11 protein-coding genes, 1 tRNA gene and 1 pseudogene are annotated in these 14903 nt (G+C 43.4%); 7 read left to right on the plus strand and 6 right to left on the minus strand.

Annotated elements, in window-relative coordinates:
• Positions 1-227: 227 nt before the first annotated feature.
• Positions 228-1175, plus strand: a complete 948-nt coding sequence (locus tag U0008_RS01815) for a VirK/YbjX family protein (protein ID WP_025802379.1) — start codon at positions 228-230, stop codon at positions 1173-1175.
• A gap of 199 nt (positions 1176-1374) precedes the next feature.
• Here the strand turns inward: U0008_RS01815 and U0008_RS01820 are convergent, their stop codons facing one another.
• Both U0008_RS01820 and U0008_RS01825 read right to left on the minus strand, forming a co-directional pair.
• On the minus strand, positions 1375-2481 hold the full coding sequence (locus U0008_RS01820) for a hypothetical protein (RefSeq protein WP_043490512.1): 1107 nt from the start codon (positions 2479-2481) through the stop codon (positions 1375-1377).
• 57 nt (positions 2482-2538) lie between these two features.
• Entirely contained in the window at positions 2539-4383 is a 1845-nt protein-coding gene (locus U0008_RS01825; RefSeq protein ID WP_043490515.1) for a DUF262 domain-containing protein, read from the minus strand.
• Positions 4384-4925: 542 nt separating this feature from the next.
• On the opposite strand from U0008_RS01825, the gene U0008_RS01830 reads away from it, so the two are divergent.
• Positions 4926-5693, plus strand: coding sequence for a hypothetical protein (locus tag U0008_RS01830; RefSeq protein WP_043490518.1), 768 nt, complete (start codon positions 4926-4928; stop codon positions 5691-5693).
• A gap of 299 nt (positions 5694-5992) precedes the next feature.
• Here the strand turns inward: U0008_RS01830 and U0008_RS01835 are convergent, their stop codons facing one another.
• From U0008_RS01835 to U0008_RS01850, 4 genes and pseudogenes are all read right to left on the minus strand, one after another.
• Positions 5993-6928, minus strand: coding sequence for an S-4TM family putative pore-forming effector (locus tag U0008_RS01835; RefSeq protein WP_043490520.1), 936 nt, complete (start codon positions 6926-6928; stop codon positions 5993-5995).
• Positions 6928-7932 carry a nucleotidyltransferase family protein gene (locus U0008_RS01840; protein WP_043490522.1) on the minus strand — a complete coding sequence of 335 codons (1005 nt, stop codon included), beginning with the start codon at positions 7930-7932 and terminating at the stop codon, positions 6928-6930. Before U0008_RS01840 ends, U0008_RS01835 begins: the two co-directional genes overlap by 1 nt.
• 319 nt (positions 7933-8251) lie before the next feature.
• Positions 8252-8389: pseudogene (locus tag U0008_RS01845) on the minus strand (IS3 family transposase); the annotation flags it as partial.
• 501 nt (positions 8390-8890) lie between these two features.
• Positions 8891-8966: transfer RNA gene (locus U0008_RS01850), tRNA-Phe, on the minus strand.
• 517 nt (positions 8967-9483) lie between these two features.
• Here U0008_RS01850 and speFL point away from each other — a divergent pair.
• From speFL to nikR, 5 genes are all read left to right on the plus strand, one after another.
• Complete coding sequence (speFL, locus tag U0008_RS01855; protein WP_016361109.1) at positions 9484-9588, plus strand: leader peptide SpeFL; 105 nt, start codon at positions 9484-9486, stop codon at positions 9586-9588.
• Positions 9589-9914: 326 nt separating this feature from the next.
• Positions 9915-12077 carry an ornithine decarboxylase SpeF gene (speF, locus tag U0008_RS01860; protein ID WP_043490527.1) on the plus strand — a complete coding sequence of 721 codons (2163 nt, stop codon included), beginning with the start codon at positions 9915-9917 and terminating at the stop codon, positions 12075-12077.
• 118 nt (positions 12078-12195) lie between these two features.
• Positions 12196-13518 carry a putrescine-ornithine antiporter gene (potE, locus tag U0008_RS01865; RefSeq protein ID WP_025798584.1) on the plus strand — a complete coding sequence of 441 codons (1323 nt, stop codon included), beginning with the start codon at positions 12196-12198 and terminating at the stop codon, positions 13516-13518.
• Between the two features lie 154 nt (positions 13519-13672).
• The gene (locus tag U0008_RS01870) at positions 13673-14341 is read left to right on the plus strand and encodes a glutathione S-transferase family protein (protein ID WP_025798586.1); all 669 of its coding nucleotides are present in this window, start codon (positions 13673-13675) and stop codon (positions 14339-14341) included.
• Between the two features lie 76 nt (positions 14342-14417).
• Positions 14418-14879: a nickel-responsive transcriptional regulator NikR gene (gene nikR / locus U0008_RS01875; protein ID WP_043490531.1), complete on the plus strand. Its 462-nt coding sequence runs from the start codon at positions 14418-14420 to the stop codon at positions 14877-14879.
• The last annotated feature ends 24 nt before the right edge of the window (positions 14880-14903 follow it).

Consider the following 14903-nt stretch of genomic DNA (forward strand, 5'->3'; position numbering starts at 1 on the left):
GGTGAAATAATAATCACCGCAGAATGTTTCGATATTTTCATCTGCAGTAAGGGATTGTTTCATTATCTTCCCGCTGTATTGGCGCCATACGCGGGTAAACCTCTTTTCGTTTATATTCTGTTGAATTTTCATAGCTCAAACTTGTAACCAAATTCATCTCGGTTTTTCCCATCTGTCTGGTTTATACCGCTGAGATCTCTAACTATCACTAATTTGTTGGGGCCAATATGAGCTTTTTCAAAAAATGGCGGCACCAGAGTGGGCTCTGGCGTTCACTAAATACAGGCTATGATTCCGTTAAGCTTGGTTGTCGCATTGCTGCAATGCCAACGTTTGAGTACATCAAATATAAAAAGATGTGTAATGAATATTACAGTGCTCAATTGTTGAATCCTGTGACGAATACTATTTCGCATCCTTTCATCAAAAGACCCGTAAACAAGTACCTCAATCGCAAGTGGTCTGGTAAACAGAAACTACGTACTGCGATGAAAACGCTGGATGTCATTGAACATGCTTTTTCACGTAAAGCGCTAGAAATACTCTATTCAGCAGATAACGACGGTATTGTTCTGGCTGATATCGAGCTTAAGAGCGGTGATATTGCTCAGCTGAAACTCATGCGCTCCAGATTCACGCGTGAAGGGGATCTTGGCTTATACCTGTTTAATGAGAATCAAGAAGATGTTTATGGCCTGACGTTTTCTTTTGGGCCGAAAGGTGAGCTTTATCTCTCAGGATTGCAGGGGCCGAACACTGAAAACGGCGCAGAAATTGTTAAAAGCATGACTAAGCTGATGCATGGTATGCGTCCTAAAAACCTGCTTATTTCGGCGCTATATGCGTTGGCACAGCATTTTCATATTTCAACCATCGCTGGTGTGGCGAATAAAGCACATATCAAAAGCCAACATTTGAAATCGAGCTACGATAATTTTTGGCTTGAGTGTGGTGGCGAGTTAAATAGGCAAGGATGGTACTGCTTACCTAAAAGCGAGCCAGAGCGCGATATTGAAACGGTAAAAAGCCAGCATCGTTCTGCGTTCCGTAAGCGCGAAGCGCTGCGTGAAGGCGTTACCGATGCCGTTTCCCGTAACTTACAGCGCTATGCAGCTGGCGCTAAGGCTATAACCGCGAATGAAGATGATGCGGTGCTGAGCCAGCAAACATTGTGAGAAATAACGCGATTTAGTTTAGATAAAAAAACCCGCCATTGGCGGGTTTTTTTATATTCTAGAGATACCCGGACTCAGACTAACGCCGAAGGCGTTTGAACAACGGCTTTGCCGTTGGCCCGTAGGGTGAGCCGCTGGCGGCGAATAATCGAACCAAGAACACGGGGATTTTCAAAACTAGTGCTTAAATTGGTCACGATTAAAACAATTCATGATGAATTTTTCGCGCTTTCTCGCGCCCTTCAGTAAGTTGCTCAGGTGTCGAGATAAAAACTGACAGTGTATGTTTCCATTGCCCTATGCCCTCGAGATCGAAGTCAACCGAGATCTCAAGCTTTTGATCTACCAATTCAAATGACGGTATTTCCACATTATTAACTCGATTGACGACCAAAAAGGGTGTAGTTGGGGTTTGCTGGTTTTTATTCACTCGAGGGATTGAAGATAAGCGAATCATCTCCATCATAGCCAAAGTTTTGAACCATGGAGAACCTCTATAGCGCCAGTAAAGGTCAGACATATCACTACCGAGGCTAAGGTCAGTAAACCAAGTTCCCTGCGCCATGCTGAGAACATTTTCAAATATTTGGGTGAAAGCTTCAATTCCGGAAATTCGTTTCAATGTGTTGTGGCACATGGTTGATATTTCCGCACGGGCATCCTGTCGCATAACTTGCTTTTGAAGTGCTAACTGAATTTCATAGGAGTTATTGACTCGTTCAATCACAGGAGGTTCGTTGAGCAACCCACCAAAACCAAGCTCGTTGCACAGCACATAACGCCTTTCCGGAGACCATTTGCTAAAGTTCTGTTGTAAAGCCCAAAGATCTCGTACGGAACCGCTTACAAAATGAGAAAGTCGAATTCGTAACCCTTCAGGAGCAGAACGAATTATGTAGCCCAATGCAATTATGTCTGGACCAATGGCGACAATTTCGTTTTCACCACTATCTTCTAAGGTACCAATTCGCTGAGAGCTTTCATGCTCAGACTTGATTCGATGTAGTTTTTCTACAGTAAAGCGCTTTTCATCCCGGTCAATCAGGACACTGCACGACACACAGAGCCATATTCCATTGTTGATATGAGAGCGTTCTTCAGACGACATATTTGGATCGTAACGACGAGCCCCAGGCCCGGGGGCTGCAGCACAAATATGAGCAGCGACACCTATCATTGCGACGGCATCTTCTCGTTCATCACTTGGCCCGACCGTTGAGCATTTACATAACGAACAGAGGTAACTGGCACGTAGAGCCAAATCATTTCTTGTTCGTTTATTAAAATCATCCCGATTTCTTTTCATTAAGTATCACTGCCGATTAGGAAATTTCTAGCTTTATCACTTTGAGTGTAATTGAAATTAACGAGGCCAAACAATCACAGCTATCTCCAAGAGTTTTCCTTGCCGTTGCATGATCTCGTTGTCATCCCAAACCTCAATGTCCAGCAATTCGCGGTTAAGCGCCAGTGACGATTGCTTGGTGATTTCAGGCCTCTTTACATCCCAACCGCTATTCTGTAGTGATGAATTGAGAGGATGGGTGAGCAGCGTTAGATTACCGATCGTATTGACCAGAAGAGCCCGTTTTTCTACCTCGGGATTTTCTTCATCGACGAGCAAGCGATCTATTGCTGGTTTGGCGAAAGATCCATCGGCTAGTGGCCAATTTTTCTCCCAGGCTACAGGCATGATGTGTTCGACAGTGAGCACGGACTTGATGTGAATGTCCTCGTTCTTGGTGGTGCGCTTCGCTTGCTCAATGCTTTTTAGAATATATTGAACACGGCTAGATGTTAGATCGTTGTACAGTGGTCGATTGAGCCAAGCTTGTTTGAAACTAATATCGTCAGGCCAGACAACCGCATCACCGGTGCCATGAAGTAGTGCAACGCGCAATGCCTCAACAACATCACCTTTTCCACGAAGGATTTCTACAAGTTGCAAGAAAAGGCGGTTGTAGTTTTTCGTGGTTAAGCAGCAAACCGCACGTCTGATGAGAAAGGACTCAAGGATGGTTAGAGCTTGAGTAAGAGCATCTCCTTCCAACTCCGCTTCGCCGCAAAGGAACAATATCAGTGGAGATATTGTTTTGACATCAAAGGCATTAAGCATGCCTGCAAACGCACTGAGTTCGCTTGGCTCATCGGGTGTCAGTAGTTTTTTAAACACGCTGGCAAACTTTGCCAAGTCTTTGAGTTCATCAACGATACGGGGATAAGGTGCTTCCGTTTCAATCCAGATCTTGTAGTCGTGATATAGCCGTGCGACGTTGACGTCGGTTGCCTGCTTCATCGCTAGAAAATGTTGAAAAAAGATGTCGGCTCGTGGACGCTTCAGACGTCCCTGTTTTTCATCTCGTTTCCAAAAATGTTGATCAAATGGTAACCAGTATTCGTTGTAAAGCTCATCGGGTGTTTTGTCATCCTCTCCACGTTTTTCTCGATAGGCTCTCTGGAAGGCAAAGTTGCGCAGTAGATCGGTAGGAAGCAATGGTTCATTGAAACCATTTAAGGTTTCAAAGATCACCTGTGGGTCGTCCCCACCTTCCAGTTCAATTGAGACCAAAGCTAGATCATGTTTGAGAGTATGGAAAAGCGTCTCAATGCGATCGTCATGCGTGCTGTCGGCAGAATCAGTAGCTACAAAATCGGCGATTTGCTGATGAAAGTATTTATAGGCAACAATCATAAACGGCTCTACACCAGTCCGTTGGCGGCCGAGCGATGTTTGCTCCAATTCAGTAACGGTATTGAGTGAGCCAGAATCAACCAGCGTCTTCATCTGAAAGCGATCTACCTGGGTCGGCCAGACCTTGTAACGTTCGACGGTCTTATCATCCATGATCCCAACATTCACGATGTACTTGTTGAGTTCATCAGCAAACTCAGAACTGTGCGATTTAGCAACATCACGGAATGCAGTTAGAAGAATTTGAAAAGTTGTAAGGCGCTGCTGCCCGTCTATCACATCATACGCTTGTACTTGCCGACCATAGGTTGGCAGGTTCGCAATCACGATTGCGCCCAGAAAGTGGGGTGACGTTGTCTTCCGATCCATACGTTGCTTTGTTTTCGCATGTAAGTCGGACCAGAGTCGTGATAGTTGCTTCTCTTCACGCCAAACATACTGGCGTTGAAACATGGGGATGACATAACGTTTGGTGCCATCGAAAAGCTCGATGACGGAGCGCGAAAAGGGCTTCAAGGTAGTCGTCTTCTTGTTGTTGATGTGGCGAGCGAGTCATGTTTATAACCCAAGAAAGGTCATACATACTTGAATTACAAGAATGTAATGCTAACAAGCGAGGCTCATAAAGAAAGGCTCAGTTCGTAGAAATCAGTGCTAGATCAACAAACCAGTGAGTAAATAGTAAGCCTTGCTTTGAAGTGGTATATCAAATTTGACCTTGTGACCTGCTCCCCGTTGATTAATACACCGCGATGTCAGTAGCGTATTCATCAGTAACGTGAGGGCAACTCAATGAGGAAACGATTTTCCGTCGAACAGAACATCAGTACTCTTCGGCGAGGCAGAAGTCGGGGTTTCTGCCCGGGTACTTTGCCGCAAGAACACCATTTCCTAGCTACGTTTTACACATGGTGTAAGTAGTATGGCAGTAAGGAATTGAACGAAGTTATGCTTGTCTTAGATTATCTTACATTTTAACATTATCAATTGGTTGTATAAGAGTGTTTATAGTTTTACCTTGTTGACTTTGCTGTAACGAAAATGAAGTGGGCGGTATAATGAAAACCTTAAGTGGGAAAGAATTTAGACAATTATTTAATCGTTGTGATACAGGATTCTATCTGAGTGAGTTTGAATACTTAAAGGCCGTTGATCCTTTGTTTCCTGTATGCGTAGGGAAAGAATTAAAACCGGGTTATAAGCGAAAGATTGATGTATGGTGCGAAGAGGATGCAGCACTATATGCAGAATTCATAGCTAAAAAAGAAAGGCTGAAAAGGGACCGATTAATCCTAAAAGTAAACCAGGTGTGGTCGCGGATATATCCAGCTTATATTTATGCCATAGAAGAAAGAATAAATGTCAGGGCGAAAGGTAGCGAGTCGTTTAAGAAAGAAACTGCTCATGAAAAGCAATGTAAACTTTCCATAAAGCTTGAAGTTTTGAAAGAACTAGAATGTGAAGTAGCTATGATTAAAAGTGAATTTGAAATTGCAAAAGACGTTATGCACTATTTTTATATGATTTCTGATGTTGAAGACTATATAAGTGAGTGTGGCTACTTTATTTTTTCTGCTGCTGAGGTTGTTAAGGGGATGATTCAATGTATTGGTTACATCGACAAAGATAGTAACGCAAGGTGTGAAGAATTTTATTCAGGAAGCTATGAATGCCTAGATGATGATCAGGAAACTTTGGATTTTTTAAATGAATCCTGTGCAGAGGGCATAAAGGCTGATAACAGTCTCATTAGGGAGAATGAAACATTGGCCTTATCCCTGAAGGAATCGCATCAACTTCTCGTGTCAAGAAAGGATAACAAGTGAACCAGTGTCGGGAGCCGCAGCACTAATATGGGCTGCAACACCAATCATCGTGACGGCACTTTCTCCTTCATCACTTGGCCCAACAGTTGAGCATTTACACCGAGAGCAAAGATAGCTGGCATGTAGAGCCAAATCATTTTTCGTTCGTTTATTAAATCATCCCGGTTTCTTGTCATTAAATATCATTATCCGATTCGTAGTTCGTTGATTTTTATCTCAACAGAAATAAATTGGTTGTTTCGACAGTACTGAATTACTAAATGTAATTTAGTTGGTGATGACTGGCAAACATAAAGTGATTAAGATGGCACCGATTCAACCGTGTCTAACTGTGCAGCATATTCCTGAAATATTCTGTCATATCTTTCTTCATCTTTAACCCTGCTTCTCTTATGTATAAAATCAGGAACAGGATTGCCTGATGCTCTGTAGCTAAATATCTGGTCTTGGATGGATCGTGTTGTCTTTAAGATCTTTTTTTGATCAAACTTAAGCGTTTCTGCAGCTTCACGAAGAGTATTTTCTATAACAAGTCGTAGCTCATCAGCACGAGCAACAGATTTTTTGTTCTCACTAACGTATCGATAATAGAACTGGTAAGTCGGGAGCACAATCGCTACAAATGCTATAAATTCTAAAAATGTTGGATTTGCAAAGATGAGTGTTATCGCAAACATGAGTATGTTCACTGTTAAAACAATACTTAAAAGCATTGATGTTTTTCTTTTTAGGTTTGCATCCCAACTCATATTTTTACTTTGGCATAGAAGCACCATTAGCAATGATGGGACTTTAAGCGGGGAATTTAGATACCAATCACGAATATTCTTATTACCTTCAGAGTCTAAGTACCTCTGAGCATACTCCATACATTCTGATATAGGTGTTTTTTTACCAGCAAGTATATCATTCCACTCCATGTCAAATAGACGAGTGTCGTATTCTTCTTGAATGCGAGCTGCTTTTTTCTTACAGTTACTGATATGTTCCAGTATAAAGTGGTTGATTATAAAGAATGCCAATCCGTAGATCGTAAGAAGTGTTTTTACCCAAGGTGCCGTATAACCCGGATAAAAACTCATTACAAAGAAAATGAATGATAGAACTGATGGCATAACTACTCCTGCGCAAAAACTTTTCATCAGAATAGCTTTTACATCAGAATAGATCTGACGCTGACCAGCCAGAAGTTTGAGCATATGAGGTTCATTTTGTTTTTCATAGAAACCGTTCATTATGCGTCACCTACAGGAAAATCTTTACCTAATACTTTCTGCCATATTTTCCCTGATTTTTCAGGGTCATCAAATTCAATTGATAGAGCCTCTTTTGCATTGTTGGCATCTTCAAGTGCCATTTCGCGCACCTTTTCCTGCTCCTCTGAACTTAAATTATTTATATCACCTTGGAAGTTTTTTTGATCTCCAACATAGCCAACTATCGCAGAAGCTAATGCTTGTAAAGCATCTGAAAATTCGACATCGAGATATTCTGACATTGAATCTTTCGCAAGTGCGTCATAGTGGTTGAGCATAATCGTTTCGAGTAAATACGAACCGATTGCCGGTACACCTCGTTTACGTTTCCAGTACTTAACTAATCGGATAACATTCAATACCTTACCACTATGTTTTTGGTTCACTGCGGTCGCACGGTCTTTATCAATACGTGGGTCGGTCTGTTTCCAGTTACCGTTGCCGTCTGGAATCAGGTAAAACGAGTTTCCATAGCTGTCGGATTTAGTGATGAAGGCAGGGACAATATCAAAATTCCATGTATAGGATTTCAGATTGAGAGTCGCTGCCTCTCCTTGACGCTTGCTATCAGCGGCTGCGTATTGAGGGACAGATTTCAGACATGAAACAAATTTGTTGACGATTCTTCGCGAATTTACCCACTCATTGGTATCGTTCAGATAGTTTTGGAAACGGGAATTAGCACCTGGGGATATAAAGAACGTGTTGCCGATTTGAGTGTAAGTACTGCCTTCAGCATGCATGACAATCATCATATCGATATCATCAAGTTCGCGAATTTTTGTTCTTCTGGAGAATGAACCAAACCACATTTTAGGCGTACTGCTTAAAAGTGGGAACTTATCATCTTTATCTGGAAAGCTGGTCAACTGCTCATCGACCAGCCAGTCACGGCTTCTTCTTCCACTACGTGTTTCATCTGCGTCCAGATTGACAAAGTTGTTCATGAGACTGTTGAAAGCAGTACTGACTTGATAAGGCATCTTTTTTTCCTTGTGCTGGTACTACGCAAAGTAAAAGTGACCCGTCTGAAGGGAATGCATATGGGAAATTACTTTTACTACATATGGTGCTTTTTTTTATTTTATACACACTATGTTGTGATTTTCATTAGGCAAGTTTTCATTTCTATTGATGTAGAACAAAGTAAAAGTGTGAATGCAGGAAGGATGCGGTATTACCGCGATTGTAAAATTTACATTTTAAATAAGGTACTAAAAATTATACTCACCGAGCTATGAGTATAGATTTAAGTCTACCTTAAATGTCATTAGCTGAATCTCCACGGGTAATCTAGATACTTCAGGGCCGTTGATAATATTGATTTTCATATTCCGTCGGTGGTATCTGATCGCTCGAGCCATACCGACGCTTACTGTTATAAAACATTGCGATGTAATCAAAAATATCGCTGCGGGCTTCTTTCCATGTTGCTAAAACCGTGGCGATTCAGTCCTCTGAATGACTGAGAATTCAAGCGACAATGCAATGTAGTGGCACTCTTATTATTACTTACTGAAGATGGGAGTAAGTTGGTTTGTACGAGCGCTCATAACTGATTTAATTGAAAACCATGAACAAGGTCAGGGAATCTTTTCAGGTATTATAAGAATTTGAGCAAGCTCGCTGGCATGGTGGTTTATTTGAAGAATCAGAAGGGAGTTGATAATGATTTTTCCTTCTCTAGACCGGACAACGACCTGATGCAGTTTTGCTGTGATGAATTCACCAGCTAGGTTTACAAGATGGGAATAATGTTAACTGTAGTTTGAAGACAAGTCGATACTGTAACCGTGACCGGAGGAATAGTGTGTTGCTAAGGGGAAATGTAAAACCGAATGTCGCTAACAAGGAACTGGCATGCTGAAGCGTAGATGGCCAGAAATCTGCCAGAGCGCCAGAAAGCAAAAAACCAGCCCGTAGGCTGGTTTCTTTGAATAGTGGTGCCCGGACTCGGAATCGAACCAAGGACACGGGGATTTTCAATCCCCTGCTCTACCGACTGAGCTATCCGGGCAACGGGGCGCATTAAACCGTATCAGCGGCGCCGCGTCAATAAATTTATCACTTTCATGGTTTAAGCGCTCAATAATGACGCATTACTGGCGATGAGACGCGGATCTTGGCAGACAAATACCATTGCTTAAAATTATATGCCTTGTAATCTCAATTCATAAGATGAATTTTTAAGCACTTTTTTGACTTAAAAAGTCATATCAAACATTTTGAGGAAGTTAATTACAAAACATATTTTTTACAATTACTTATCAATTTATAATAAAACCGCATTATTTGTATAAGCTAAAAAATTCAATGTTGCCGAATTCCTTTAATGATAGGATTTATTTTAATAATACAGATAAAAGGAATTCGTTACATATTACTAACTATTAGCGATGCTTAAATATGCATTCAAGGCTGGACAATAATATTTTTTTATTTATTATATACCTCGTAATAGTGATAAATATCACGGTTTACATAATCGCACAGGTTACAATGTCCTCGGTTTCCACATAAAGAGGAAATAGGAAATGGAAAATAACAATAAAGCTATGCCGCATATCCGACGCGTCACTCATCTGATGATGATGGCCCATCGTAGCTGCTTTGACTTTCACCTTTTCAACTCTAAATAATCCCCCCTCCTACGGCGTCCGTTGTTGCGGATCGTCATGCTTGCCCGATCTCATTTGTTGGTGAATCTAGTATCTAGCTGAATAGTCTAGTTTTATCCATAATTCGGTAAGCAGATTTTGACTATCCCAATCAACTCATGCGCCAATCTGGTGGCTTAGCCACCTGGCATTTATCTACCTATTCCAGTAATTCAATAACCTGAATTATTGCAGGGTAATATTGCCTTTAAAAAATAATGACGCTTCGGATCCCTAAGGGGAATATCTGACGGCTATGCTTTACCCTAAATTAATGACTATTAATAAAATAAGAGACCATAAATAAAATGGAAAAATTAAAAATAGCAGTTAATACCAACACCTCTGAATGCTTTAGTACTGAACGTGAAACTGTAGATATTAATAATACTAACTTTACTGATGTATCCGCTGCCGTTATTTCTGTGGAAGATGCGGTTTCAGGCACGCTGGATACGATTGAACAAACTGGTTTCGGTATTCCTGTTTTTGTTGCCGTTTGCTGCGAAGAAGAATTGCCAGCAGAAGTGCTGCCACGCGTGACTGGCGTGTTTGAGCTGTGCGATGGCAACGTTGATTTCTACGGCAAACAGCTCGAGGCCGCTGCAGTTAAATATGAGAAAGACGTTTTACCTCCTTTCTTTGGTAGCCTCGTTGAATATGTGCAGCAGGGTAACGCCGCATTTGACTGCCCAGGACATCAAGGCGGCCAGTTCTTCCGTCGCCACCCAGCAGGCCGTCAGTTCTTTGATTACTTTGGTGAAACATTATTCCGTTCTGACCTGTGTAACGCTGACGTATCAATGGGTGACCTGCTTATCCATGAAGGCGCTCCTTGCACCGCGCAGATGCATGCGGCCAAAGTCTTTAACGCCGATAAAACTTACTTCGTATTAAACGGGACTTCTTCTTCGAACAAAGTGGTGCTGAATGCGTTGTTGGCTCCGGGTGATTTAGTGTTATTTGACCGTAACAACCATAAATCTAACCACCACGGTGCGTTAATTCAGGCGGGTGCAACACCGGTATATTTGGAAACTGCGCGTAACCCGTTTGGCTTTATTGGTGGTATTGATTCCCATTGTTTTGAAGAGAAATACCTGCGTGATTTAGTGCGTGAAGTGGCTCCAGAACGCTCTTCAGAAAAACGCCCATTCCGTTTAGCGGTTATTCAGTTAGGTACCTACGACGGTACTATCTATAACGCCCGCCAAGTCGTTGATAAAATTGGTCATCTGTGTGACTACATCCTGTTTGACTCTGCATGGGTAGGCTACGAACAGTTCATTCCAATGATGAATGATTGTTCTCCTCTGCTGTTAGAGCTGAATGAAAACGATCCTGGTATTTTGGTGACTCAGTCCGTTCATAAACAACAGGCTGGTTTCTCTCAGACTTCACAGATCCACAAAAAAGATAAACATATCAAAGGCCAAGATCGCTATGTAAATCATAAACGCATGAACAATGCTTTCATGATGCATGCGTCAACCAGCCCATTCTATCCATTGTTTGCTGCGCTTGATGTGAACGCCAAGATGCATGAAGGCGAAAGCGGAAAACGCATGTGGATGGACTGCGTTAAAGTCGGTATCGAAACACGTAAGCTGTTGTTAAAACTCTGCAAACACATTCGTCCGTTCGTTCCTGCAACCATCGATGGCCGTAAGTGGGAAGATTTTGATACCGAAGAAATGGCTAACGATCTGCGCTTCTTCGACTTCATCCCTGGCGAACGCTGGCACTCATTTGAAGGCTATGCAGAACATCAGTACTTTGTAGACCCATGCAAACTGATGCTGACCACGCCGGGTATCAACGTGCAAACCGGTGAATACGATAAGTTTGGTGTTCCAGCGACTATCCTTGCCAACTTCCTGCGTGAGAATGGCATTGTCCCTGAAAAATGTGACCTGAACTCAATCCTGTTCCTGATGACGCCTGCGGAAGATATGGCGAAGATGCAGCATCTTGTCGCGCAAATCGCTCGTTTCGAACGCTTGTTAGAAGAAGATGCGCCACTGTCAGAAGTGTTGCCATCCATCTACAAAAACTACGAAGAACGTTATCAGGGTTACACCATCCGCCAGCTGTGTCAGGAAATGCATGACCTGTATGTCAGCCATAACGTGAAACAGCTGCAAAAAGAGATGTTCCGTAAAGCTCACTTCCCGAAAGTGGTGATGAATCCACAGCAGGCAAATATCGAGTTTGTTCGTGGCAACGTTGAACTGGTTGCGCTGAATCAGGTTGAAGGCCGCATCGCCGCTGAAGGTGCACTTCCTTATCCTCCAGGTGTTCTGTGCGTCGTCCCAGGTGAAATCTGGGGCGGTTCTGTACAGCGTTACTTCTTGGCATTGGAAGAGGGCATTAACCTGCTGCCAGGGTTCGCACCTGAATTACAGGGTGTCTATATCCAACAGGATGAGGATGGACGTAAACGTGCTTATGGTTATGTTATTAAACAATAAATTAGAAATCTTTTCTCGGCAGGGGTACTGGCCGAAACTGATTTTCCGATAAAAGAAACAGCGGGGAGCTGCGACGTTTCCAGCTCTCCGCCAATAGATTTCATAAGAGAGATTGTTTATGAGTACGTCTAAAAGCAGTAACAAAATGGGCGTCGTTCAGCTCACAATTTTGACAGCGGTTAACATGATGGGGTCAGGGATCATCATGTTGCCGACCAAATTAGCGGAAGTGGGTACGCTTTCCATCGTTTCATGGCTGGTGACCGCGTTAGGGTCGATGGCCTTGGCCTATGCGTTTGCTAAATGCGGGATGTTTAGCCGTAAATCAGGCGGTATGGGCGGATATGCGGAATATGCTTTCGGCAAATCCGGTAACTTTATGGCGAACTACACCTACGGTGTATCTTTGCTGATTGCTAACGTGGCAATCGCCATTTCGGCCGTAGGTTACGGTACCGAATTAATGGGAGCGAACCTTACCCCTCTGGGCATTTGCATCGCGACTATCGGCGTGCTGTGGTTGGCGACTATTGCTAACTTCGGTGGCGCGCGCATCACTGGCCGTATTAGCGGCGTGACCGTTTGGGGCGTAATCATCCCTGTGGTTGGGATTTCCATTATCGGTTGGTTCTGGTTTAGCCCAACCATGTACGTGCAATCATGGAACCCGCATCATTTACCTGTATTTGAGGCCGTTGGTTCTTCTATTGCCATGACGCTGTGGGCATTCTTGGGCTTAGAATCAGCCTGTGCGAATACCGACGTTGTTGATAACCCAGAACGTAATGTTCCCATTGCCGTACTAGGCGGGACGTTAGGCGCAGCGGTTATCTATATTGTTTCTACCAACGTGATTGCCGGTATTGTGCCAAACATGGATTTGGCTAACTCAACCGCGCCGTTTGGTTTAGCGTTTGCCCAAATGTTCACCCCGGGCGTGGGTAAGATCATCATGGCTCTGATGATTATGTCCTGCGTAGGTTCATTGCTGGGTTGGCAGTTCACCATCGCGCAGGTATTTAAGTCTTCTGCGGATGAAGGTTATTTCCCTAAAGTTTTCTCTAAATTAACCAAAGCTGAAGCACCGGTAAAAGGCATGATCGTTATCGTGATCATCCAGACCGTGCTGTCTTTAATGACCATCAGTCCGTCGTTGAACAAACAGTTTAACGTGTTGGTTAACTTAGCGGTGGTGACCAACATTATTCCGTACATCCTTTCAATGGCGGCGTTGGTTATTATCCAGAAAGTGGCGAAGGTTAATCCTAGCAAGGCGCGTATGGCGAATATCATCGCGTTTATCGGTGCGATGTATAGCTTCTATGCGCTTTATTCATCTGGCGAAGAAGCCATGATGTACGGTGCGATTGTGACCTTCTTAGGATGGACGCTATACGGTCTTATTTCTCCACGCTTTGAAATGCAGGACAAAAATGTTTAATAGCGGTTTTTAATCAAGCTTATTAAATACTTGTTTTACCCCATGAAGAGAGCCCATCAGTGGCTCTCTTTGTTTTTTCTCATGCGCGTAATCTTCTGTGTGATTTTGTCACTGCTGTCTATAGTTAGAAAACATCAGCCAGCGGAGTTAGCCAATGATTACGGTTCATCATCTTAACAATTCGCGTTCCCACCGTGTGCTTTGGACCCTAGAGGAGCTTGGGTTGCCCTATCAGATTGAGCAATACCAACGCGACCCAGTAACTATGTTGGCACCTGAATCGCTGAAGAAAATTCATCCTCTGGGCAAAGCGCCGGTTCTGACTGATGGAGAGTGGACCATTGCGGAATCAGCCGCCATTCTTGAATATCTTCAAGAGACCTATGACCATTCGGCGCTGCTAAAGCCACAAGAAAAACCAGAGCGCATGCAATACCGATACTGGCTGCATTATGCCGAAGGATCGTTAATGCCGTTATTGGTGATGAAGCTGATTTTTAATCGTTTGGGAAAAGCGCCGGTTCCGTGGCTGATTCGCCCAATTGGAAGCCTGCTCGGCAAAGGCGTGCAGCGCGGTTATCTCGATCAGCAACTGGCGACGCATCTTCGTTTTATTGAAAATCATCTGAGCAAAAATAACTGGTTTGCTGGCGATCATTTTAGTCTGGCTGATATACAAATGAGTTTCCCACTCGAGGCGATGAATATCCGTACTGGTTTAGATAAAGCCCCTCATGCGCGTGGTTTATTGAAGCGTTTGCATGCCAGACCGGCTTATCAGCTGGCGTTAGAGAAAGGTGGCCCAATGGAGTTGATGGATTAGCTGACCGAGGTCGTTTTTTTCAGCATAGGAACAATGTCATACTCTGAATAATTACACGGCTTCAGGAATTAACTTTATGCAACGAGTCACTCTTTCATTGGACGACGATTTGATGGCCGAAATTGATGCCATCATCAAAGAACGTAATTACCAAAACCGCTCAGAGGCGATTCGTGATTTGGCTCGGGCAGGGCTGCAAGCTACGGCAACGCCAACGTCGAACGATGAAACCAGCAACTGTGTGGCTGCGCTGTTTTACGTTTACGATCATGAAGCGCGTGAGCTTTCTAAGCGCCTGACGAAAAGCTTCCACGATCATCACGATCTCTCCCTTGCAAGCCTGCATGTGCATCTCGATCACGGCAGTTGCCTAGAAGTTTCCTTGCTGAAAGGCGCGACGGGAAAAGTGAAAGGATTAGCCGAGAAGGTGATTGCCGAACGAGGCGTTCGCTACGGTAAACTGCTGGTTGTGCCGGGCGAAGAGTATGAACATCAGCATGAAGATGGGGAAGGGCATCACCACCATCAGCATGATTAATTTCCAGTTATAGCATTTCCCACA

The sequence above is a fragment of the Hafnia alvei genome, from assembly GCF_034424155.1.
GTDB lineage: Bacteria > Pseudomonadota > Gammaproteobacteria > Enterobacterales > Enterobacteriaceae > Hafnia > Hafnia alvei.

What these genes read in the sequence shown, in the direction of transcription:
- speF (WP_043490527.1), top strand. Translation starts at nt 9,915, where the DNA reads ATGGAAAAATTAAAAATAGCAGTTAATACCAACACCTCTGAATGCTTT.
- U0008_RS01870 (WP_025798586.1), top strand. Translation starts at nt 13,673, where the DNA reads ATGATTACGGTTCATCATCTTAACAATTCGCGTTCCCACCGTGTGCTT.
- U0008_RS01840 (WP_043490522.1), bottom strand. Translation starts at nt 7,932, where the DNA reads ATGCCTTATCAAGTCAGTACTGCTTTCAACAGTCTCATGAACAACTTT.
- nikR (WP_043490531.1), top strand. Translation starts at nt 14,418, where the DNA reads ATGCAACGAGTCACTCTTTCATTGGACGACGATTTGATGGCCGAAATT.
- U0008_RS01835 (WP_043490520.1), bottom strand. Translation starts at nt 6,928, where the DNA reads ATGAACGGTTTCTATGAAAAACAAAATGAACCTCATATGCTCAAACTT.
- potE (WP_025798584.1), top strand. Translation starts at nt 12,196, where the DNA reads ATGAGTACGTCTAAAAGCAGTAACAAAATGGGCGTCGTTCAGCTCACA.
- speFL (WP_016361109.1), top strand. Translation starts at nt 9,484, where the DNA reads ATGGAAAATAACAATAAAGCTATGCCGCATATCCGACGCGTCACTCAT.
- U0008_RS01820 (WP_043490512.1), bottom strand. Translation starts at nt 2,481, where the DNA reads ATGAAAAGAAATCGGGATGATTTTAATAAACGAACAAGAAATGATTTG.
- U0008_RS01815 (WP_025802379.1), top strand. Translation starts at nt 228, where the DNA reads ATGAGCTTTTTCAAAAAATGGCGGCACCAGAGTGGGCTCTGGCGTTCA.
- U0008_RS01830 (WP_043490518.1), top strand. Translation starts at nt 4,926, where the DNA reads ATGAAAACCTTAAGTGGGAAAGAATTTAGACAATTATTTAATCGTTGT.